Source organism: Caballeronia sp. dw_19 (assembly GCF_018449515.1).
Taxonomy (GTDB): Bacteria; Pseudomonadota; Gammaproteobacteria; order Burkholderiales; family Burkholderiaceae; genus Caballeronia.
The window spans coordinates 1-22,055 of sequence record NZ_JAAVUQ010000052.1 but is presented as its reverse complement, the minus strand read 5'-3'; the positions used below and the strand labels follow the sequence as shown (position 1 = coordinate 22,055).

The following is a 22,055-nucleotide window of genomic DNA, read 5'->3' as shown; positions in this document are numbered from 1 at the left end:
GCGGTATCGACATCCCCGCGCATAGGTTAATATCGAGGTGCCAGCGGTCCGATAAGAACCGGTGATCCAGCCACCGCTAATCACTCATATGTCGCTTGAGCAACGATCCTGGCGCAAGATAAATTAGAAATCACGCATGAGATCGATTACTCGCCGAAAACGGATTTTCGTCCACCTGACGAGGCTGGTGATGTCAGCCGCATTGATCGCTTCTATCACCGGAGTCGCACTGGCAGCCGACGATGCGGAGCCTATTGCAGCTGACCTTCACGAAACTATCGTCAAAGTGCCAATGGACGAGCACGGATTATTTGGCGATCACGAACGTGACATAGTCGCGACCACCTATATGCCTGATGGCCCCGGACCGTTTCCGTTGATCGTTTTGAGTCATGGCAGCCCGCCTGATTCAAAGGATCGTCCGAAGGTCGGCCGCTACCGCGAATTGCCGCAGATCAGAACATTCGTCCAACTCGGCTTCGCAGTAATCGTGCCGATCCGCCGGGGCTTCGGCGCCACGGGAGGCACCTACGAGGAGGACGCCGGTTCATGCAAGACTCCTGACTATACGGCCGCAGGCAAGCAGGCGGCGCTAGATGTGCTCGCAGCCCTCGCCTATGCCCAGACATTGCCCCAGGTTGATCCGGATCACGTCGTCCTGGTGGGACAGTCAGCAGGTGGATTCGCGTCTCTTGCAGCGGCAAGCTTTGCGCCGAAGGGGCTAGTCGCGGTCGTCAACTTTTCGGGTGGTCGAGGCGGAAACCCGTCGAAACATCCGGGCATGCCCTGCGGCCCGCAGCAAATGGCTAACACGATCGCACATTTCGCGTCGACAACACGAGTTCCAGTGCTCTGGCACTACGTTCAAAACGATATGTTCTTTGAGCCCGAAGTCGTAGCGACATGGTTTGCGGCGTTTCAGGCGGCAGGCGGTCAGGGTCAAATGATCGTCGAACCGCCCTTCGGCAGAAACGGCCATGGCATGTTCGCCGTCAAGGACTCAATTCCAATCTGGTTGCCACACTTCGAGCAATTCCTCACTCCGCTGGTGCCGATGAAACAGATACGTCCGGCCGAAAATCTCTTGTGATTTGACGCTTAAGAAGCCAGTCGCGGGACGGGTATGCTGATGCATCCCGCCATTCGGCCTTTAGGCTGGCGACGGCCAATTTGAGACGTTCAAGGGCGAAACCCAACTCGTTGACAATCGGACCTCGTCGCGACTTCGCCCCGCCGCGCAAGATCACTCATTTCGTGTCTATATTGCAAAAGTTCGGAAATCGGCGACGGATTTACCGTTGAGCGGCGTTAAAGAGAGGTCACGATCGCCAGCGAGACCAACAGTGTCAAAGACGCGGACTCGTACGACGCAAAGTTCAGCTAACCGACCCGCGACTTCCTCGAAGACACAAGCTTTATGAGCTTGAGAACTACATCTGTGAGTGTGTGATGGAGAGTCCAATGCATGCGTTTCGCTTACTTGTGCCGCTGCTCCTAAGCCTGTTCTTCGCTAACGCTGCTTTTCCGTCGGAGAACCGCACCGATGAAATCGACGCTCACACAAGCGGCTTTTCTCAAGCGCTCATTTATGCTCCCGACGCTGTCTATCAGGGAACCGTCGAACCGGGTCTTTCCGTGTTCAAAGGCATTCGATATGCGCGTCCGCCAATCGGTGATCTGCGCTGGAAACCGCCAATTTCGCCGGAGAGAATTGCCGGTATCGTTGACGCTACTAGATATGGATCGGCCTGTGCACAAAATGCGCTGGGCGGCGATGCGTTGAACATAGCTGCTCCAAAGGACCAGAGCGAGGATTGCCTGAGGCTTAACGTTTGGTCTCCAGCGCATGCCGCGAATGCAAAGCTTCCTGTCATGGTCTGGATACACGGTGGATGGTTTTCGCGGGGCTTCTCTAGGCAATATCCAAGTGGTCAGCTCGCCAAAAAGGGAAACGTCCTCGTTGTAACGATCGATTATCGGCTGGGTCCATTTGGTTTCCTCGCGCATCCACTCTTGACAGCCGAATCACCGCACCACAGTTCTGGCAACTACGGGTTACTCGATCAGATCGCGGCCCTTCGATGGGTACAAAATAATATCAAGGCGTTCGGCGGCGACCCGGATCGAGTGACCGTCTTCGGCCAATCCGCTGGCGGCTACAGTGTCTGCTATCTTCTTGCGTCGCCGCTTACGAAAGGGTTGTTCCAAGCGGCAATCATGCAGTCGGGAAGTTGTGACCTTGGAGGGCCGCCTCTGGCGCAGCGCGCGGAGCAACAGGGTGTTCAGCTATCCCAAAAAGTCCACTGCGAAGAAGTGCCCGACGTATTAGCTTGTCTGAGGCAAAAATCCACTGCGGATGTACTTTCTGCGCTTCCCAATTCGGCAAATCTTCGATCATCTGTGAACTATCGGCCGGATCAAGATGGTTATGTGTTACCCGGCTCTGCACGGCAATTGATCGTTGACGGCAAGGCAAACAAAATACCTGTCATGATTGGCTCAACGCTCGACGACGCCAGCCGTTTCGTGCCGCCGACTTCCACGAGCCAAGGTTGGATTGACTACGTGCGCAAGCGTTGGCCGAAACGTGCCACCGAGATCCTTGCTCTTTATCCCGCGACTACTGACGCGGGTGCATACACAGCAGTCGTGCGTGCATCCACTGAAATGGTATTCGGTTGTTCAGCTGTAAGCACCGCTCAGGCTATCGCAACGAACGGTGCACCTGTCTATCTTTACCTGTTTACCTATGTTCCGGAGCGCGGAAAGGAACTGAAGATCGGCTCATTCCACGCGGTGGAGCTCCCCTATGTTTTTGGGAATCTCAATCAAACGAACAGTCCGGGCTATGGTCCTGATGACGTTCGGCTTTCAGACGAGCTGATCGGCATCTGGAGCCGTTTCGCTGCGACCGGCAATCCCAATACACCCGGTTCGACCCAATGGGATAGCTACGATCCGGCGTCGGATAAAGTCCAGGAAATCGGACTTCAGGAAAAACAAGTAACGAATCCAGAGGCTCGCGATTGTAGCGAGTTACAGCGGTTGGGATTGCAGTAGCAGTGGTCCGCTTCGGAGTTTGTTGAATGTCGCTTGCGGGTCGGGAACGGCCATCCGACATCGGTGCGACATGAGCGGGGCCGTTGTAGCGCTACCACTTGTGTCAAACTCTTTTGTCGCAAGATGCCTATGCGAATTGAGTTGGGTTGTGTTTGTGTCAATCTCTATTTCGTCGGGGTTGATCAAGCGCGTCGCTAGGCGTCTGATTTTATGGTGTTCGTTGTGTCAAACTCTATTGTTCGTTCACATGATGCCGCTGTAGCGCATCTGCGCGAGCTGCCGCATTCGGCTACCGCGTCGATGCCCGTCGAGTGGTCGCGCAAGCGCTTTCTGGACACGCTTACCGCGACGTTGAGGGCGAATCCGAGGAGAAAGGGTGCGCTGCCTGTTGCGCCTGGCGTATGGGCGCTTGTACAGCCCTTCGGTGGATTTGGCCGGCTCAGACTTTGACCGGGATGATCGCAGGCAGGTTTGGATTCTGGTTCGCTCGGTTGGGACCGACCCGCGTCGGGTCGAAGCCCTTAACGTTTAACCCACGGAAAAGACAATGTCTGCATTGACCACATCGCTCGCGCTGCGGGCTGCGATTAACGTGCTGCGTGATTCGGCCGAATCGCGCAGGATGCCGTCAGGCGAGCCTTTGGATGCCGCCAGCGTGCAACTGCACCTCGACGCTGCGGAGACCCTTGAAGAGTTCCTGTCGAACCTTGGTGATCACGAGTAGGAAAAGCGGCCATGCAGATTGACGAATCGAAGTTCACCCGCACGCGCGTAATCGTCACGGCAAGGCTTCCGCGGTTTCCGGTTGCTGACCCTGCGACGCCTTGGGTGATGCTGGAGGCTGAAGACGGCAGCGGGCTAACTGTCGCCCTTATGGGACCGGATAGCCCCGAGTCTCGCGCGGACGCTGCTCGAATGATGAAGCTCTGGAATGACGCGCTCGATGCACACGATCATTAACCGGAAAACACATGACACTACGTTTCACAATCTGGGTCTGTGCCTTGGCCGCTGCATCCGTCCACAGTGGCGCCAACGCGCAAACCTCAGTCGTTCGGGGAACGGTCGATATCGCTTTATTGGTCGCCGCGTCGGAGTGCGCAGGGACATCGCGGACGTCGCCGGCCTATCAAGTGTGTGTCGAAGCACACAAGAAGATATTGAACGAAGCGGCGACTACGAAGCGCACGTCCGACTTGCAAGCTGGGGCTAAGTAGAAAGCTGCACGGTAACACCGGACAATCCGCGCGGTTTCATTCAGACCGGTGCTTTGCCAATCCCCGGGTTTAGCGCCGGTTTGTGCCCCAGCAAATCCTCTTTAATACGGTATCTTTGGTGCAAATTTTCGTAGTCACGCGCAGATCGGCTAGCGCATTGCTAGCGTTGCTGCGCAAGCGGGTGCTCGCCGACCCCGGATGGACCGTGTCGGCGAGAGTTAATGACAAATCATTCACGGGCGTCCAAGGAATCGATCGACTGATGCACGTCGTTCGTCTTAAGGAAGTCGACGACTTCGAAATAGAGGATCGAGAGAATGGCACACGGCGCATCCTTGTTAACTACTGGGGCGATAATGAGCGGCGTTACCTTTAAGCTGGCCGACCGAGTTGGTTACTCCTGCTCACTTCGGGGCGGAACGTAACTAGGAAAACACGCGAGCAATCGCAGCACTTACATAAGGGAAAATAGTTTTGAATTATCGAGATTTATTGGCTCAGGCCGCCGAACTGGATCGCCAGATTGTCTCGGCCCGCGCAGTCGAAGCAGCGGACGCTATAGCCGAGATTAAGGCAAAAATCGCCGAGTTCGGTTTTACAGTCGAAGATGTGTTTTCAACCAAAAAGGCAAGAAAGCAACGCGAGCGTAGCGGCCCGACGTATCGAGACCCGGCGTCGGGCGCTACTTGGAGCGGAATGGGGCGGGAACCTGGCTGGATCAAGGGCAAGGATCGCGCAACGTTCATTGCCGGCGATAACTGAGCGAAATTGGGAAATATATGGACGTGTTATTTGCCGCCGATGCGGCTGTTTGTGAAGCCGTGCCGGGCGTTGTACAGCGACACCGTTCGGCTGGCGTGCTGACCTGGGCCTTGCTTCACAAGATCGAGGGCGAAGTCCTGGCCGAAGTCGCGGCGACCGGTAACCACAGCAAGCGGATACTGGGCATGATCCGCGCTCCCGAAGCGCTGGGTTACCCGAAGGACGACCGGCCGGCATCGTTTGTCGGACACGACTTCGTCCCTATCGTATTTGGTGCGATCGAGGACGCTTGGCGTCGAGTCAACTAAGAAACATCGAGCGACCATGTTTCAAGGACCGCAAAGGCTTTTTTGGCCGTCGCTCCCGGCGCAACTCTCTGAGGAATCGGCGGACGCTCTGCGTGCAGATCGGAAAGCCGCTGGCGTTTGGCGCAAGCAGATCGGCCAAACCAACCGGAATGCTGTCGATGTGTGGGTGCGTCATTCCGACAACATGAAGCGAGCGAATAACCGCGAGTGTCTGCGGCCGCAGGCGAAAGTCTTTGCGCTGCGCTGGAGCGTGCTTTGGCTCTTTGCCTGGATTTCTTCGGAAACCAATCCATTTGGCTTTCAGGTGATGACGGTGGAAGTAGTTCTGACGCTTGCGGCATTCGCGACAGGTGTTGCAATGGCGTTCCTATTGGCGCAAGCGCCCCGCACGGCCGGTCCCCAATTATCCGAGCAAACTGACCGGCCCTTTGACCGATTCGCCGGCGTCCGACGTCTATGCCTTCCGTGTGTTGTCGGTCGAAATCGCGGCTATCAAACCGATTCGCATCGAACGGCGCATGGACACGCATTGCGCGAAACCATGCATCCGATCGATCAACAATCTCTCGAAAGAGGTTGTTTTTAGTATCTCTTTCGCTGGTAAGTGACGTATCAATCCGTCCTAGAATTGTCGGGTTCATCAGAGTCGACGTTTCAAAACGTCAACGTGAGTTGTGACGACATCACGTCTTGCGGTCTTATCCAGACGCCCGCGACATTGACGACACGTACCGGCTGATCGAGCGCGAGATGTGGGCGGATGTGAAGGAAGAGTGTCGCGAACTCGGGCTTGTTGACTGACTCAACTCGGACCACGGAAAACACCATGAACAAAGTGATTGTCTCGGTTTTATCGCTCATAGGTGGCGTCCTTTTTGCATCCGGACTGATCGCCCATTTGACCGTTATCGAGCAAATGGGCATCCCTCTGGACAAGCAGGCATTTGCGGGTGGAATGCTCCTCTTGATAGCTTTGGGCATCCATTTTCTAATGGGTGGTCGGTCGCTTCCATGGCAGCGCTAATTGAATCGGAAAAGAGAGGGATAACGAGATGACGACAATGACAACGGTTATATCGATAGCAGCGTTACTTACGTCACTGGCCGCGCTGAGCGTTGGGCTACTGAATCGTTGGTATGGGGTGCATTTTTCTACGGCTGTCGAGTGCAGAAAGGTTCTGGAAGCGGATGGTCAGGAGCACGATCACTATTCTTTCACGGCTTTGCGTTCGAACACGTTCATCGGCCGCGCCGTGGGCCGCGTTTATATCGCGTTCTCGGCCTCTCGTTATGACCGCCTGACGCGTAAGAATCGGCCGATCCCAACGGCATAGGAAAACAAACATGACAAATCAAACATCGGCAACACGGGGATTGCTTGCGAGTCTACTACGCCTCGCATCGCCCTTGGCTGTTCTATACGTGCTCTATCAATTTGTTCTCTTCATCAGTGGCCAAACAAGCTCCCCGATCGTGAACACGATCGACGCCGGCGCTTGCTTGATCGCGAGGGTAGGTGGAGGGTTCGTAAGCAATTTGGTTTCGGGAACGAATGTAGCGGCCGATGGCAGCTTTATGCACATGATCGGCACGGGTTTGTATTACTTCACTGGCGCTGGCGTCTGCGTCATCTTGGCCGCAACCGTTGGGATGGCCCTTTTTGCTGCAAGTCGCTTGGTTGAAATTGGTCCACGCCAGTTCTTGCTGCGCGACGGTGATTGGCGGAAAGCGGTTTATAACCCCAAAGAATTCAGACAGCGCAAGTAGGAAAACAGCGAAGGACAAGTATGAGAATCGGATTACGCAGTGGGATTGCCGCGATGATCTTCGCGTTAGTTCGCAACGCGATACGCGCGCATTTGGCATAGCACGGAAAAGCAGATGAGCTACGACCAGGTCGGAACGTTGTACGTCGCTGTCCCGTGGGTTGCGGTCGGTGTGATGTACGGCGTGCTGTGCCTCTACAATCGAATACGCCAGCCACTACGGGAAAACATTGCGATGAAGGGTATCACTGGATTTCGTCTGCGCCGGTCGCATGCGTCACTGTTGCATCGTCGGCGTGCGCTCCCAGCAGCACACTTAGATCGAGACGCGCAGGATCGTGTGATGGCTAAGATCAAGGGAATGGGTGAGGCGTTCTTCGGAATGTCCGAGGACGAATACGGTGACTGGCTCGATGCTTTGCCGCAGGTCGAATTCATTGAGTTCATTGCAGCGATGATCGAGCTGGATGAAAGCACACAACGGAAGACTGCCCGCGCGGCATAAGAAGGGAAAGCACGATGCGTACGTTAGCCATATGGTTTGAGAACACGGTGAAACATCCGGAGTGCGCTTTGGCCCTAGGGATCGTCGCGTGCGGCATGCCCGGGCACGAATTCGATGCATTGCTCGGTCACGGACATGCAATACAGAAACGGTATGAAGTGCCAGAGGTTCTCGGCGGCGCCCTAGTCAGGTTTCCTGACTGACGCGGTGCAGAGTTGTTGAGCGAGGCCCTACGGCCCGAAGCGTATCGTGTCGGGACCAACCCTTGGGTGAGAGACTACGATGAGCCGTCATACCAGAAGGCATGGGACGTTGGCTCTCCTTTGTTCTCAGACTAACTATCGGAAAAGAGCGAGAATCATGAAAGCGATTGATGCCATTAAATTGAAAGAAGTTATTGAAACGACCCATGGAGCGAACGCGAGCGCATTCAAGGACTTGTTTGCGCTCGGTTGTTGGCTGCATATGACGGGGCATCAGCGAACCGGACACAAGCTAGTGCGAGATGTTTTAAAGCAATTGCCAGAAGCCGGACATAAAATGTACTTCGCCGAACTTCTTGAAAACCTCGGTGGCCATGAGCGGCAGTGGGCGGCAGAAATCCACGCACATCTAGAGGTCAACGAGTTGTTCGAATAGCCCTGCACCTACTGCGATGCGTTGGGCAATACTGCTTAGACGAGCGCTCATCAGGCGGCGGCTGTTCCGCGTACTGTATGCGCTACTCGGTGTATGGACCCTCTGGCCGATAGCCAGTGCGTTGCTCGCCAACGGTCTTGGGCATGCCCTTCACTGCAAACTCAGTGAGGGTGCTGCCGCGCCGTGCATACTGTTCGGCGTCGACATCACTCATAGGCTTTATATCGGCGCGCTCGCGCATTGGTATGCGCTGGTGACACTGCCGAGTGGAGTATTGCTCCTGGGTCTCGTTGCAGCAATCCATCTTGTGGTCTGCTGGTTCCGCAAAGCGCCGACAAACTAAGAGAGCCGGCCTGACCCCGGACTTACCGCAGCCAGGACCGCATTAGGTCAACGCGGCCGCGACAAATTGGCTCAACGGTTCGCGATTCTCAAAATGTGCGAATAACACCGCCGAACCGCCGATGACGTCGTTCGCCTCGATGTGAACCGAGGCAAACTTCCCCGTGCCGGTGATCACCACCGGATTGCCACGATGCACGAAGTCCTCGGTGCTGAAGTCAAACGGCACCTCCACGCTCGCCCCCAGCGACTCGACCACGAGGCGCATGTGATCGATGCGCACGCCGGCGAGATCCGTCGAGACAATTTTGTTCAGCATGACGTCGAGTGCCGAGAGGAAGTTGATGGTTTCTTCGGGGTCGGCGTCGAGTTGCACGAGCTGAAGAATCGCTTGCGGGATCGGATTCGCGAGGTCCCACGCTACGACAATGCGATAACGCGCGACGCTGGGCTGCCGATCGACGCCGGGAAAGTAGATGTCTTTGAAGTTGCCTTTATAGCTCATAGGTCACCTTTGGGTTGTGCGATAAGCAAAGCGCTCAACGCACGACCCACCCTACGGAGACCTAAGAGAAGTCAATTCAGTGCAGACGGCTCCGGCGATTCATCCTCGAGTTCCAGCGTCTGTCTGATGCGCACAGCGGTGCGATGACTCGACAGCCCCAAGAGCGTACTCACTTCCTCGTTGGTTTGACCGGTGGCCAGGTGCCTGCGGCAATACGTGTTGCGCAGCAGGCGAGGACTCATGTCGGCGGCCGCGACGTCGATTTCAAGAAGTGCTGCCCGCACCGATTGGCCCAAGGTATCGTCCTTCAACGGCTTGCCGGCGGCGGTGGCCACAAAGAGCCAGTCCGTCTCGCACACCATCTCGTCGCGCATGTCGAGGTACGCGGTCAGTGTCTCCAGGGCAAACGCGTCGATCGGAACTTTTCGCGCGAGACGTGGGCCGTTCTTCGCCACGAACACATCGGGCCGAATGCCGTCCGTGACGAGATCTGGTCGCCTGAGCCGTCTCAGTTCGGCCGCCGTGATGCCAGTGGCCAGGAGGAGGGCCACCACGGCCTTGTTGCGGGCTTGCTTGAAGGATGCATCCGCCGAGACGGCGAGAGCCCGTTGCAGGCGCTTGTCGTCGTGCTGCGATAGATAGATCGGGGTTGGCTCATCCTCCGGCCACGTTTGCGTCGATAGCATCGTGTCGGCCGGGTTGTCCTTGCGTGCGTCGACGTCCACCAGGTGGCGCGTGAGTCGGGCAATGAGCTTCAGGTAGCGAATCTCGGTTGTGGTCCCTTCGGCGCAGTCGGGCGCAATGTGGGTGAAGAACCCTTCGATGTGCTCGGCGCCAAAGGTGGCCACCGTGTGTCGATGCGCGCTGAGATAGCGAAGAAACCGGGCGAACATCGCGCGGTGCTGAATGATCGACTGCTCGGCGAAGGGCCGGCGATCCGCGCCGGCGGCCTCCTGAGATTGCCAGTCAGCATAGGCTGCTTCGGGGTCGGTCAACCAAGGGCTGATTTGCATAAAATCGATATACTGGAATGGCGGAATTTCCCATCCTACGCGAAGCTACGCTTCGCGCACCAGTCTATAGGGAGATGGGGTTGTCTCATTCAGGGACGCAAGCCTGTCTTTTATCGCGTCAAGGCATTCACTCGCATCGCCAACGACGATCCGAGTGGTGCAAGCGATCATCAGGTTCACGCCTAATCCAAAATCTTCGACGATATAGCCCCGATCGCAATAGGAAGCCGTTACGTCACGGCGAACGGCGATCCGGTCGATCACTGCGTGGCCGTCATTCACATAACCCCAGACACGCTTGCCGAGTGCGACGGCAAAGCCCACCTCGAACGCCGTGCCGCTATCCGGTTCGCCCACACCACGAAAGTCGTTGAGATTGGCCATCACGACGTCAGCCGAGCGGATCAGGTCCATGTTGGCCCTGCAAATCCACTGCGCCTTGGCCGACGGGTCGAGCTCGTCAGGCACCTGACCATCCAACGGATATAACCTGACCATTCCACGCATACGGCATTGCAATTTCAGATGCTCGCCGTGAGCCACCGCGTCCGTCCTGAATACGTCGAAGCCAGCGAGATACACGCGTGGCGTCGTCGCGGCTCGCTCGATAGGAAGCGGGGAGGGCGCAAAGTGGCCCTCGCGCACTTTGCGTCGAATACGGGCCAATTGCTTCTTGACGGATGGCACAAGCGTTCCCGTTCGGCTCGCGATCTCTTCGACACTCAATCCTTGGTCGACAAGTTCGACGAGCAATAATTGTTTCTTCGTTGGCTCGCGCATTGCTCTCCTCGGATGCCGCAGCCGGTGCAAATTCCCGGACAGCGTTATGAGAAGCATAGCGAGTCGGCGGCGAAGTCAAGGCAACGCCGTTCGACCAGGTGCCGATACTGTCGAGCTTCAGTCGGATCGAGCGCGGGTGTCTTGCATCGGCGCGCGGTGTGACTCGGATCTCACAGGGACGCGGCGCGCTCGTGTGGCACGATTTGGCCGATGGCGAGTCACTAGAGCGGGCAACGACGATTGAATAACCAAGCCTCAGGCATGTTCAGTAGCGGGTTTTCCGACCCGTTCGGCCAGCATTATCGTCAAATTTAAAAGGCCGTACAGTTCACCCGGACTGTCTGCCTCGACCTCGGTATCGCCGATTTTTAGGCGCAGCCGACGGCCAGCTCGCCCTTGCAACCAGGCGCTGGCCGCCGCGCTGAGCATGGCGCCGGCGACGGGTGTGAACGGGACGATGAATTCACCCGCCAACCTGTCGACTCCATCGGCACTAACCATCGGGAACGTGATCGAATCAATCTTGCCGCCCTCAGCGCGCGCGAGATGATAGAACTGCCGCAACTCGCGCTGATAGCTCGGACTAAAGGAAGCGTCGTCGTCTGATGCGCGGACCAGAGTCAGCCGCAGGGTGTGCGTGGTCGGCATGGCGTGTCCTGAGATGTGTAATAGACGCAGCTATGCACGCTATCATTAAACGAAGGCGAAACGAAGACGGACCGCCTCAGTCTCGCCGTCCGCGTCACCAACCAAGGTTATCTCATGCCCGAAAGCCGTACTTCGACCAAGCGTGTTCTAGAGGACATTGGCTTCGTACGCCCTGGGGGGACACGTTCACAGTTTTGGTACGCATTGGACGCGGGCAAGCAAACCATCGTTTTCACGTCTTGGGTGAAGAAGGCTAATGCAGCGCGCACGGAGGTACAGTTTATTAACGTTAGCCAGCCACCTAGCAAGCGCGACCCCGTCAATTTGAAGGCTGCGCGCTCGCGGGTGCTGAGCATCATCGCTGAGAAAGAAAGCTATCCGGGCGGAATGTTTATGGCGCTCGGAGAGGAGGGTCCGAAACACGCGAACCTTGCTCCGGCGGAAGGCCTGGATCTGTATCCGATCTTTCGCTTTGAAGTGCGGGGCGGCGGTATTGTTGCCTTCCTCGGTGATCCGCTCCCGGCTGCTGCGATCGCCGCATCGACTGACCCCATTCTGCAAGATCCACGCTTCGGTGAAATCCGACTTCGACCTGACCAGATCGCGTTTAGGAAGGCCGTTTTCGGAAGGCACGGGGTCCGTTGCAAAATCAGCGGGTGCGTCGAACCAGCCTTGCTGGATGCCGCCCATTTACCGGGTCGAGATTGGAAGCTCGGGCATAACACCGCGGCCGACGGCATCCCTCTGCGGGCAGATTTGCATCGTGCGCTCGATGCCGGTTTGATTGCCTTGGATGAAAATTATCGCCTATGCTGGATGGATGAAAGACTGGTTGATGCGTACGGCGACCTCCTACCAACTGGCACCGAATCGCGATAGATATGTGCTGAATTAGCGAACGGACAGCCATCACGTCGATAGTGATTAAACCGTCCCTTGCTTGGAGGCGGAAATGGAATGGGTGGAAATCGATGGTATGACCGCGAGCGGCGTTCTACAGCTTGCAAGGACGGACCTGGTCGAAATCTTGAGCGCCATCGTCAGCGACGTTTGCTCGGATCACCTGCCTTTGCATATGCGTGGAGAAATCGCTCCTGCGGTCAAATCAGGCCTCCTCAGTGCATGCCGATTTCTGTTGAGACATCCGGATGATATTCGCGATGAAACCCTGTGGAGAGTCTTGTTCGGGCTCCCTTCATATTGGGAGCCACCTGTGGCGAGATCCGAACCTCCCTGGCCACATCATCAGTTGCAAGCGTACAGGTGGACGGCGACCATCGTTGCATACTCGGTTCGAAACGCGCTTGAAGATCTGCACACGAAACACATTCCAGATCAGCTGATGCCATCGGTGAATCGCGCCGTGCGCAATTCAATCTACGAAGCCTTGCTTGATGCTCCTTCGCTGGGTTGGCGACTGAGCAGAATGCCCAGAGCGGTTCTATGCGCTACCGCGGAAACTGGGTGGGCTCTACGTCTTCCGCACGCGGTCGGTTAGGCATTCGCGTCGTGAGCACTCGGCAATTCGACAGGCGCCGCCGAAACCTTGAATCTCGTGGTAACGGCTATGCGTATCGGGGCTGATGCCGCACGGTACGATCCATCGCGAGAAAGTCGATGCCACGTGAGCGGCCTTGGCAAGCACGGATATGAGCGTACGCGCATTGCGTTAGTCCTGATCTGCGAAATTGGTCTGTCTACCGTATGCGGTCACCGTTCAGCAACTGGGGACCGCTCCCGACCCCGAACGGACTGTCGAGCCGCAGTAGCGAGCGTCCGCGCGACGACGCAAATCTGACGTTCGCAAATGCCGGCCACTCGTCTTCCTACCGTCGGAGAGGCCGATTGAAACGCGAACGAAAGCCTGTCTTGTGGTGCGCGGGGAAATTGACTGGCTGCGCTTAAGCCCCGACATCTCGAGACCCTCGCCGAGCGGGGTGACGCTGCGACCCAATTCGCCCACGTACAAGCTTTTGTACGCAGTCACCCAACTGCTTCTATTCTGTCGCTCGTACGATCTGTCTTCGGTCGCGTTGCCGATCGCACACTCTTACGGAGCTTTAGAAAGCATGCTTCACGACCTGCCTGCCATCCGAAAAAATGTTCATTGGGGATATTTCGACGCGGCGCTAGCGCCCGCGCTGATTGTCGAGAGCGGCGACTTCGTTCGCGCCGAAGCAATAACGCATCACGCAGGCGACGCCCCGGAACTCATGATGGATGACCAGGTGCGCGCGCTCTACGAGACGATTCCCGAATCCGATCGCCAGCCCGGCGTGCATCTGATGACGGGACCGATCTTTGTGAAGGACGCGAAACCCGGCGACCTGCTTGAGGTGCGTTACCTGCAAATGATTCCGCGCTTCAACTACGGCTCGAATCTCGCGGCGCACTGGGGTCATTTGTTCTCCGATTTCGAGAAGGAACGCGTCACTATCTACGAACTCGATCAGGCATCGAACACGGCTCACGCGCTGTATGCGTATGACTATCCCGGCAAGTATCTCGTGCCGGGCAAGCGCTCGGAGATTCGCGACTGCTGCCGCGAACTCGCTCTCGAAGGCATTCGCGTGCCGGTGCGTCCGCATCTGGGTACAGCCGGCGTCGCGCCTGATGTGGCGGGCCGCGTGAGCACCGTTCCGCCGGGCGCGCATGGTGGCAATATCGATAACTGGCGCATCGGCGCGGGCTCGACCATGTATTACCCGGTCGCCGTGGACGGCGGGCTGTTCTCGATCGGTGACCCGCATGTATCGCAAGGCGATGGCGAGATCAGCGGCACCGCGATCGAGGCGTCACTCAATGTGATGTTCCAGATCGTACTGCGGCGCGACTTCGCATTTCCCTCGCCGTTGCTGGAAACGCCAGACTACTGGATCGTCCATGGCTTCGATGAAGACCTCGACATCGCGACGAAAAATGCTTCACGCGATATGTTGTTGTTGCTTACCGAGCAGCAAGGCCTGTCGCGCGACGACGCGTATTCGCTAATGAGCGTCGCCGCGGATTTCTCCGTGACTCAAGTCGTGGATGGCCGTCAGGGCATTCACTGCAAGATCCCCCGCAGCATCTTTCCTCCGAGGAAAAAGCCTCGCGTGTGAGTTGAGTGTGCGCGCGCTATAGCGGTGCGTCCAGGCACCGTTGTAGCGCGGCACGGCGGCGCCGACGGCGTTGTTATCAATGGCACGGACATTGCCTTTGACTTACTCGACTGACGTTCGTCAGGGTCCGGGAGCCTAGGTTGGAATTACTGCGTTTTACCACCGAATCGTATGCCGAAGTCGATCGCATGCGCGCATGGAACGAAGCGCTCGCCCGGCTCGGCCTGCGCTGCGGCCCCTCTCAGACAGCCGCGCGCCATTTGCATGGAACCATCAAGTCGCACAAGTCCAGCAACGGCTTCGAGCTGATCGCGCTGGCCGCGTTCATGCAAACCATCGAGCTCAAGGTCGATGGCGCCGACAGTCTCGTGATCGTGCTGCATCTCGACGGCGACGTGACGCTTGTCGCCGACGGCGTGCGCGCGCGGGTTGCGACTGGCGATATTGTCTATGCGTCGTCGCGCGAGGAAGCGCACCTGGCGTTCACGTCCGACTTCCGTGCGTTTGTGATCCGCGTGCCCCGCGCTGCCATCAACGCACGACTTCTTACACCGTTCTCGCTGCGTGCCGGGCGTTTGCCGGGAGACACCGGTATCGGTCACGTGTTCTCCGGCTTTCTGCGCTCGATTGCCGAAAGCGTGGAGACGCTGTCACTGGACGAGTTGCGCCCCCTCGAACTTGCGCTTGCGGAGTTTCTGGTCGCGAGTCTCGCCGGTCACGACAAGGAAGGCAGCTTCAGCGGCCTCACGCCGTCTCAGGCGGCGATCTTTTCGCGCGTATGTCGAACCATCGAAGCCAATCTCGCTGACCCCGATCTCGGGCTGACATCGATAGCGAAGGAAGAGCGCGTCTCGCCGCGTTATCTGCAGAAGCTGTTTGAAGCGGTTGGACAGAATTTCTCGACCTACTTGCGCTCGCGCAGGCTGGAACGCTGCCGCGCGGAGCTGGTTAATCCGTTGTACGAAAGGGTTTCGATCGCCGATGTCTGCTTCCGCTGGGGTTTCAACGATCCCGCGTATTTCAGCCGTGCGTTCCGCGAGCAATATGGCGCGTCGCCGCGCACCTTCCGGCATGAAGCGGGCCTCGAACTGGCGCGCCATCTCGTGCGGCGAATCTCGCGCGGCTTGCCTGTCAATGCCGGGAGTTTGCTCGTGCATGCGCAGCTCGCCGAGCAGGGCGCGATTCATGAAATGACGGACGAGATCGATCCTGCCGGGCAGCCTGAAGCGCCCTTGTCACAACCGCCGCCGCGCGAGTCCGGCAAGCCGCGTCATCATCTGTTGCGTGCAACGGCCAACACGGTTCATTGGGGTTACTTCAGTCATGACCTGAAGCCCGTGCTCGAAGTGAATAGCGGCGACACGGTGACTATCGAAACGCTTACACAACACGCGGCGGATGACTGGGAGCGCATGGTGCAAGGCGATCCTGGCGCCGAGAGCGTGTTCCATTGGACGGCCGAGCGCAAGAACGTCAACCGCCGCGGCGCGGGCCCCATGGACGCGTCCATCTACGGACGTGGTGCGGGAGAAGGCTTCGGCGTGCATATCTGCACCGGACCGATTGCTGTACACGGCGCGGAACCCGGCGACGTGCTGGAAGTGCGTATCGTCGATATTCATCCGCGCGCTTGCGCCAATCCGAAATTCGCCGGACGCGCGTTCGGCAGCAATGCCGCTGCGTGGTGGGGCTTTCACTATCGCGAGTTATTGACCGAGCCGAAACCGCGCGAGGTCGTGACCATCTATGAACTCGACGCCGACGCCACCGCGGGCGAAACCGCCTGCGCGCGCGCCGTCTATAATTTCCGCTGGACACCTCAGCGGGACCCCTTCGGCGTGATGCATCCGACGATCGATTATCCCGGCGTGCCAGTCGATCATTCGACCGTGGTCGAGAATCACGACATCCTGAAGAACGTCAAAATCCCGGTGCGTCCGCACTTCGGAGTGGTCACCGTCGCGCCGCAGCAGGACGGTCTGATCGATTCGATCCCGCCATCCACCTTCGGCGGCAATCTCGACAACTGGCGCGTGACGCGCGGCGCGAGCGTGTTCCTGCCGGTCGGGGTGGCCGGCGCACTGCTCTCCATTGGCGACCCGCATGCGTCGCAAGGCGACTCTGAATTGTGCGGCACCGCGATCGAGTGTTCGCTCACCGGTGACTTCCAACTGGTGATTCATAAGAAAGAAACGCTCAGCGGCCAGCCGTTTGCGGATCTCACCTACCCGCTGGTCGAAACCGCCGAGGAATGGGTCCTTCAGGGCTTCAGTTATCCAAACTATCTGGCCGAGTTCGGCACGAGCGCGCAAAGCGCCGTGTATGAAAAATCGACGCTCGATCTCGCGATGCGCGATGCGTTTATCAAAACGCGGCGCTTCCTGATGACGACCAAGGGTCTATCCGAAGATGAAGCGATCTCGCTGATCTCGGTCGCGGTCGACTTCGGCGTGACGCAGGTCGTGGACGGCAACTGGGGGGTGCACGCGATCATCCGCAAGGCGCTCTTCACCGCGTGAAGCCGCGAATTACGACCGTCGATGCGCCTGCGGACAAGAGTTTGTTCGCAGCAAGCGCGATCCGGCTATTTTTGCGTCCCTACCATGACTCCTGACGTGAACACAGGCGTACGCGCCGCTCGACAGGACTCACTGAACCATGAATTCCCCCGCACATCGCGCGCTGCCCGGCCACGGGCGCTTTCAATATTCGCCGATCAACGGCCGCCCTGTTTATCGCTGGCCTGACGGTTCGCGGCTCGCGGTCTACATCGGGTTCAACATCGAGCACTTTGCGTTCGGCGAAGGACTGGGGCCGACGATCGGTCCGGTGATGCCCGAGCCCGATGTGCTGAATCACGCGTGGCGCGAGTATGCATTGCGCGTGGGCGCGTGGCGCTGTCTCGATCTCTTCGATGAACTCGCGCTGCCGACCGCGGCCATCATCAATACTGCGCTCTACGATCACTGCCCAGAGCTGGTCGCCGCGTTCGCTCAGCGCGGCGACGAACTGGTCGCGCACGGCCATACGAATTCGCAGCGGCAAGGAACACTCACTGAAGACGACGAGCGCGCGCTGATCGTGGCATGCCGCGAGCGGATTGCGGCGGAGAGCGCGCAGCAGCCCGCGGGCTGGTTATCGCCGTGGCTCTCGGAGAGTCGTGTCACCAGCGATCTGGTAGCCGAAGCTGGTTACCAGTACACGCTCAACTGGTGTCACGACGACCAGCCCACGCGCATGCATACGCGCAACGGTCAGCCGCTGTGGTCGATTCCGTATCCGGAAGAAGTCAACGATATCCCGATGATACTTGCGCGCCAGATGGACGCGAAGTCGTTCGCCGATCTGGTGATCGATCACTTCGACGAAATGTTGCGGCAATCCGCGTGTCAGCCGCTGGTGATGGGCATTGCGTTGCATGCGTACCTGATGGGACAGCCGCATCGTTTGTGCCATTTGCGGCGGGTGCTTGAACATATTGCCCGCGCACGCGACGAAGGCCGCATCTGCATTACCACGCCGGGTTCGATTGCAAGCCACATGGACTTGCTCGGCCGTTAGCTCACTTCATTCCCGTTTCCCTGTACCGGCTCTTTCGTTTTTACATCGTTCAACCTGATTAGGATTCGCCATGTTCATGTCAAAGACAGTCAAGCTGTTGCTATGCTTAGTCGCCGGCCTCCTCCTCGCACAAGGCGCGTCGGCGCAATCGTGCGAACCGTCCAAGGTAGCGCAGAAATATCCATCGCTTGCGGGCAAGACCATCAGGATCGGCGTGGACCCGGAGTCCCCGCCCTATGCGTTTCGTGACAGCAAGGACTTCAACAAGATCATCGGCGCCGATGCCGACATGGCCCGTGCCGTGTTCGACTGCGCGGGCGTGAAGACGGAATTCTTCACCGCCGGCTGGCCGGGCTTGCTGCCCGCATTGCGTGCCGGACAGATCGATGTGATGTGGGACCTGCTGTACTACACGCCGGAACGCGCGAAGGAGACGAGCTTCCTCACGTATATGCAGGCCGGCACGGGCGGTCTGGTGACAGCCGGCAACCCCAAGAAGATCGATGACATCTCCAAGCTCTGCGGCCTCACGGTCACGGCAGGCATCGGCACCGTCGAACTGACGATGGCGCAAGCGCAAGCCGCCAAGTGCAAGGCCGAAGGCAAGCCTGATGTGACCATCATGACGTCCGCCGATATCGCGTCTGGCGCGCGCCTTGTTGCAAGCCATCGCGCCGACGTCATGATGTACGACCTCGCGCTCGTCGATGGTCTCGCAAAGCAGAACCCGCAGCTTTACATGCGCGGCTTCATGATAACGAGCGGCATGAAGATCGGCGTGGGCGTGAAAAAAGGTAACACCGATATGATCGCCGCCGTATCCGATGGACTCAAGATCATGCAGACCAACCAGACGCAAAAGAAGACCTTCCAACAGTACGGAGTCGATCCTTCGCTGGAAACCCCGACCACGCTGCTTACTCAATAAAGGCTGCCTGCGCGGCACACCGCCCGGTGTGCCGGTAGCGTCATGGATCGGGTTCGGAAATGAATGGATTGCGTATCAAACATAAAATTGCCGGTGCCATCGGCATGCTCGCCATGCTCGTATGGCACCCCGCCAGGGCTGCCGGTCTCGCGGGCGTTGAGGTGCTCGACGGTTTCAGGGAGTTGGCCGGTTATGTCGGTTCGCCGTTCCTGCTCGGCGGCGCATGGGTCGCGGTGAAGATCACGCTGATTGCTATGTCGACCGGGCTGGTGCTTGGGCTCGGTCTCGCGTTGATGCGGCTGTCGCGGTTCAAGAGCTTGAACTCAGTTGCGTGGGGTTATATCTGGTTCGTGCGCGGCACACCGCAACTGCTGCAACTCGTGTTCATCTTCGACGCGTTGCCGCTGATCGGTTTGCGTTTCGATGAGATCACGACCGCGGTTATCGGCTTTGCATTGAACGAAGCTGCGTTCAGCGCTGAACTTTTTCGTGCCGGAATCCTGTCAGTGAACCGTTCACAATCGACCGCGGCCGCCGCGCTCGGCATGGGACCGTTGCTCACGTTACGTCGCATCATCCTGCCGCAATCGATGCGAGCGGTGATCCCGGGTCTCGCCAACGACACCATCGGCATGTTGAAGCTGACCTCGATCGCATCGGTGATCTTCGTCAACGAACTGACGTTTCGCTCACAACAGATCGTCGGGCAAAACTTCAAGTTCTTTACCGTGTTCGGCGCGGCTGCGGTTATTTATCTGTTACTGACGAGCGGGATCTCGCTGGTCCAGGTGTGGCTCGAACGTCTCTTCGATCACGAGCGCGAACAGAAGATCACGTTCTCATGGTTCGGGCTGCGCGCATCGACGCGCGATTCGAAACCGGAAGCGTCGGTTGTTTCGCCGGCCACCGTCAAAGAGCCGCCGCTCGCGAACGATCATACGTGGATAGGGACGCTTCTGCCCATCGGGAGCCGCACGCCGCGACATTCCGATGAACCGTTTGTCGCGTGCAAGAACGTCTGGAAATCGTATGGCAAGCGCGAGATTCTGCGCGGCGTCGACCTGTCGATCGCGCATGGCGAAGTGGTCGTGATCCTGGGCCCGAGCGGTTCCGGTAAAAGCACGCTGCTCAAGCTCATCAACCATCTCGAACCGCTCGACTGGGGAACGATAAAGGTCGATTCGCAGTATGTTGGTTATCGCGAGATACCAGGTGGCGGCGGCACGGTGCGCCCCCTGCATAACCTCGCGCGTGCCCGCGCCGAAGCGCGCGTGGGGATGGTGTTCCAGCATTTCAATCTCTTCAGTCATTTGAGTGCGCTGGACAATATCGTTGAAGCGCAGCGACAGGTCTATGACGTGCCCCGCGCCGAGGCGCAAGCGCTCGGCCGCGAGCTATTGAAAAGCGTGGGCCTGGCCGCGCATGCGGATTTTCTGCCGCATCGGTTATCGGGCGGACAGCAGCAGCGCGTGGCGATTGCACGTGCGCTCGCGATCAAGCCCAAGTTGATGCTCTTCGACGAACCTACTTCCGCGCTCGATCCCGAACTCGTCGGTGAAGTGCTTGGCGTGATGCGCGGGCTAGCCGATGCCGGCATGACGATGATCGTGGTCACGCACGAGATCCGCTTTGCCCGCGATGTCGCGGACCGCGTCGTCTTCATGGATGAAGGTGAAGTGATCGAGCAAGGGCCGCCTGAGCAGGTCATCGACAACCCGACGCACGAACGCACCCGAAAATTCCTTAACGTCGTCATCAATTAAATGTGAGGCTCCAAGTGACGGACTTCGAAACTTTCGATCTCGGCCGCGTCGTGCTGCAGTCCGGCGCAACGCTGCCTGACATGTGGCTCAGCTACAAGACGTATGGCCGGCTGAACGCGGCGCGCGACAACGTGATTGTCTATCCGACGTTCTATAGCGGCAGCCATGTCGACAATGAGTGGCTGATTGGCGAGCACATGGGGCTTGATCCGCGTGAGTACTTCATCATCGTGCCGAATATGTTTGGCAACGGTGTATCGAGTTCGCCGAGCAACAATCCGCCGCCCTATGATCGTGGCCGCTTTCCGCACGTAACGCTCTACGACAACGTCGCGATGCAGTATCGCCTTGTGACCGAGAAGTTCGGCGTCGAGTCGCTCAGACTCGTCACGGGCTGGTCGATGGGCGCGATGCAGGCGTTCCATTGGGCCGCGATGTATCCGGGGATGGTCGAGCGCATTCTGCCGTTTTGCGGGGCGGCTCGGTGCTCGCGGCACAACTTTGTGTTTATCGAAGGCCTGAAGGCGCCGTTGCTGCTGGACCCCGCGTTCAAGGACGGTTTCTACGATACACCTCCGACGCGCGGCATGCGCGCTGCTGCGCGCGTGTTTGCCGGGTGGGGATTTTCGCAGGCGTTTCTGCGTCAACGGCTGGACATGGAAGCGATGGGATATGGCTCGCTTGAGGACTTTATTACCCAGTTCTGGGAGGGCGATTTCCTGAAGAAGGACGCGAACAATATTTTGTCGATGATGTGGAGCTGGCAGTACGGTGATATTTCCTCGAATTCGCTTTATGAGGGAGATTTCAATCGGGCGTTGGACAGTATCACTGCAAAGGCTATTGTGATGCCAGGGCGCACGGATCTGTATTTTCCGCCGGAAGATAGCGAGTATGAGGTTTCCAAGATGCCTAATGCGCAGTTGCGGCCTATCGAGTCGGTGTGGGGGCATTTTGCGGGCGGGCCTGCGGCTAACGCTGTCGACGTCAAGTTTATCGATAGTGCGGTGAGGGAAATTCTGGCTATGTAAGGGTCAGTTTTTTGCGCTCGGTCCTACTTGCGCCAGATTCGTTTGGCATGGTTTGGCGCGAGTTTGCGAAAGGCGGATCGCCTCTCATGAACGGACGTTCCCGAATCGATTCTGAGAGACCGTTCA

23 protein-coding genes are annotated in these 22,055 nt (G+C 58.1%); 18 read left to right on the top strand and 5 right to left on the bottom strand.

Features of this window, described 5'->3' with window-relative positions:
• The first annotated feature begins 190 nt into the window (after nt 1–190).
• From HB376_RS36880 to HB376_RS36830, 11 genes are all read left to right on the top strand, one after another.
• A complete protein-coding gene (locus HB376_RS36880) occupies nt 191–1,090 on the top strand; it encodes an alpha/beta fold hydrolase (RefSeq protein ID WP_213768627.1) in 900 nt (299 codons plus the stop codon).
• A gap of 371 nt (nt 1,091–1,461) precedes the next feature.
• Nucleotides 1,462–3,060, top strand: a complete 1,599-nt coding sequence (locus HB376_RS36875; protein ID WP_213768626.1) for a carboxylesterase/lipase family protein — start codon at nt 1,462–1,464, stop codon at nt 3,058–3,060.
• Between the two features lie 547 nt (nt 3,061–3,607).
• Complete coding sequence (locus HB376_RS36870) at nt 3,608–3,784, top strand: hypothetical protein (RefSeq protein WP_213768625.1); 177 nt, start codon at nt 3,608–3,610, stop codon at nt 3,782–3,784.
• An 11-nt stretch (nt 3,785–3,795) separates the two neighbouring features.
• Entirely contained in the window at nt 3,796–4,020 is a 225-nt protein-coding gene (locus HB376_RS36865) for a hypothetical protein (RefSeq protein ID WP_213768624.1), read from the top strand.
• Between the two features lie 731 nt (nt 4,021–4,751).
• Nucleotides 4,752–5,039 (top strand): H-NS histone family protein, encoded by a 288-nt coding sequence (locus HB376_RS36860; protein WP_218627486.1) that lies wholly within the window; start codon nt 4,752–4,754, stop codon nt 5,037–5,039.
• A 17-nt stretch (nt 5,040–5,056) separates the two neighbouring features.
• Nucleotides 5,057–5,347, top strand: a complete 291-nt coding sequence (locus HB376_RS36855; RefSeq protein ID WP_213768623.1) for a DUF2471 family protein — start codon at nt 5,057–5,059, stop codon at nt 5,345–5,347.
• Between the two features lie 16 nt (nt 5,348–5,363).
• Complete coding sequence (locus tag HB376_RS36850) at nt 5,364–5,933, top strand: hypothetical protein (protein ID WP_213768622.1); 570 nt, start codon at nt 5,364–5,366, stop codon at nt 5,931–5,933.
• A gap of 240 nt (nt 5,934–6,173) precedes the next feature.
• A complete protein-coding gene (locus HB376_RS36845; RefSeq protein WP_213768621.1) occupies nt 6,174–6,371 on the top strand; it encodes a hypothetical protein in 198 nt (65 codons plus the stop codon).
• Between the two features lie 320 nt (nt 6,372–6,691).
• On the top strand, nt 6,692–7,114 hold the full coding sequence (locus HB376_RS36840) for a hypothetical protein (RefSeq protein WP_213768620.1): 423 nt from the start codon (nt 6,692–6,694) through the stop codon (nt 7,112–7,114).
• 114 nt (nt 7,115–7,228) lie between these two features.
• Nucleotides 7,229–7,618, top strand: a complete 390-nt coding sequence (locus HB376_RS36835) for a hypothetical protein (protein ID WP_213768619.1) — start codon at nt 7,229–7,231, stop codon at nt 7,616–7,618.
• Nucleotides 7,619–7,978: 360 nt separating this feature from the next.
• A complete protein-coding gene (locus HB376_RS36830; RefSeq protein ID WP_213768618.1) occupies nt 7,979–8,257 on the top strand; it encodes a hypothetical protein in 279 nt (92 codons plus the stop codon).
• 82 nt (nt 8,258–8,339) lie between these two features.
• Here HB376_RS36830 and HB376_RS41510 read toward each other — a convergent pair whose 3' ends face one another.
• The 5 genes from HB376_RS41510 to HB376_RS36810 form a co-directional block, all read right to left on the bottom strand.
• Nucleotides 8,340–8,471, bottom strand: coding sequence for a hypothetical protein (locus HB376_RS41510; RefSeq protein ID WP_255631787.1), 132 nt, complete (start codon nt 8,469–8,471; stop codon nt 8,340–8,342).
• Between the two features lie 171 nt (nt 8,472–8,642).
• A complete protein-coding gene (locus HB376_RS36825; RefSeq protein ID WP_213768617.1) occupies nt 8,643–9,104 on the bottom strand; it encodes a hypothetical protein in 462 nt (153 codons plus the stop codon).
• Nucleotides 9,105–9,175: 71 nt separating this feature from the next.
• Nucleotides 9,176–10,099 carry a site-specific integrase gene (locus HB376_RS36820; protein ID WP_255631786.1) on the bottom strand — a complete coding sequence of 308 codons (924 nt, stop codon included), beginning with the start codon at nt 10,097–10,099 and terminating at the stop codon, nt 9,176–9,178.
• Nucleotides 10,100–10,162: 63 nt separating this feature from the next.
• Complete coding sequence (locus tag HB376_RS36815) at nt 10,163–10,897, bottom strand: nucleoside 2-deoxyribosyltransferase (protein WP_213768615.1); 735 nt, start codon at nt 10,895–10,897, stop codon at nt 10,163–10,165.
• A 255-nt stretch (nt 10,898–11,152) separates the two neighbouring features.
• Nucleotides 11,153–11,545, bottom strand: a complete 393-nt coding sequence (locus tag HB376_RS36810; protein ID WP_213768614.1) for a hypothetical protein — start codon at nt 11,543–11,545, stop codon at nt 11,153–11,155.
• Nucleotides 11,546–11,659: 114 nt separating this feature from the next.
• On the opposite strand from HB376_RS36810, the gene HB376_RS36805 reads away from it, so the two are divergent.
• The 7 genes from HB376_RS36805 to HB376_RS36775 all read left to right on the top strand — a co-directional run bounded on the left by HB376_RS36805 (nt 11,660) and on the right by HB376_RS36775 (nt 21,929).
• Nucleotides 11,660–12,424, top strand: a complete 765-nt coding sequence (locus tag HB376_RS36805; RefSeq protein ID WP_213768613.1) for an HNH endonuclease signature motif containing protein — start codon at nt 11,660–11,662, stop codon at nt 12,422–12,424.
• Nucleotides 12,425–13,614: 1,190 nt separating this feature from the next.
• Nucleotides 13,615–14,646: an acetamidase/formamidase family protein gene (locus HB376_RS36800; protein WP_213768612.1), complete on the top strand. Its 1,032-nt coding sequence runs from the start codon at nt 13,615–13,617 to the stop codon at nt 14,644–14,646.
• A gap of 140 nt (nt 14,647–14,786) precedes the next feature.
• Nucleotides 14,787–17,165, top strand: coding sequence for an acetamidase/formamidase family protein (locus HB376_RS36795; protein WP_213768611.1), 2,379 nt, complete (start codon nt 14,787–14,789; stop codon nt 17,163–17,165).
• 139 nt (nt 17,166–17,304) lie between these two features.
• Nucleotides 17,305–18,207 carry a polysaccharide deacetylase family protein gene (locus HB376_RS36790; protein ID WP_213768610.1) on the top strand — a complete coding sequence of 301 codons (903 nt, stop codon included), beginning with the start codon at nt 17,305–17,307 and terminating at the stop codon, nt 18,205–18,207.
• A gap of 76 nt (nt 18,208–18,283) precedes the next feature.
• Nucleotides 18,284–19,135, top strand: coding sequence for an ABC transporter substrate-binding protein (locus tag HB376_RS36785; protein ID WP_255631785.1), 852 nt, complete (start codon nt 18,284–18,286; stop codon nt 19,133–19,135).
• A 59-nt stretch (nt 19,136–19,194) separates the two neighbouring features.
• Nucleotides 19,195–20,898 carry an amino acid ABC transporter permease/ATP-binding protein gene (locus HB376_RS41660; protein ID WP_213768608.1) on the top strand — a complete coding sequence of 568 codons (1,704 nt, stop codon included), beginning with the start codon at nt 19,195–19,197 and terminating at the stop codon, nt 20,896–20,898.
• A 14-nt stretch (nt 20,899–20,912) separates the two neighbouring features.
• A complete protein-coding gene (locus HB376_RS36775; RefSeq protein WP_213768607.1) occupies nt 20,913–21,929 on the top strand; it encodes an alpha/beta fold hydrolase in 1,017 nt (338 codons plus the stop codon).
• The last annotated feature ends 126 nt before the right edge of the window (nt 21,930–22,055 follow it).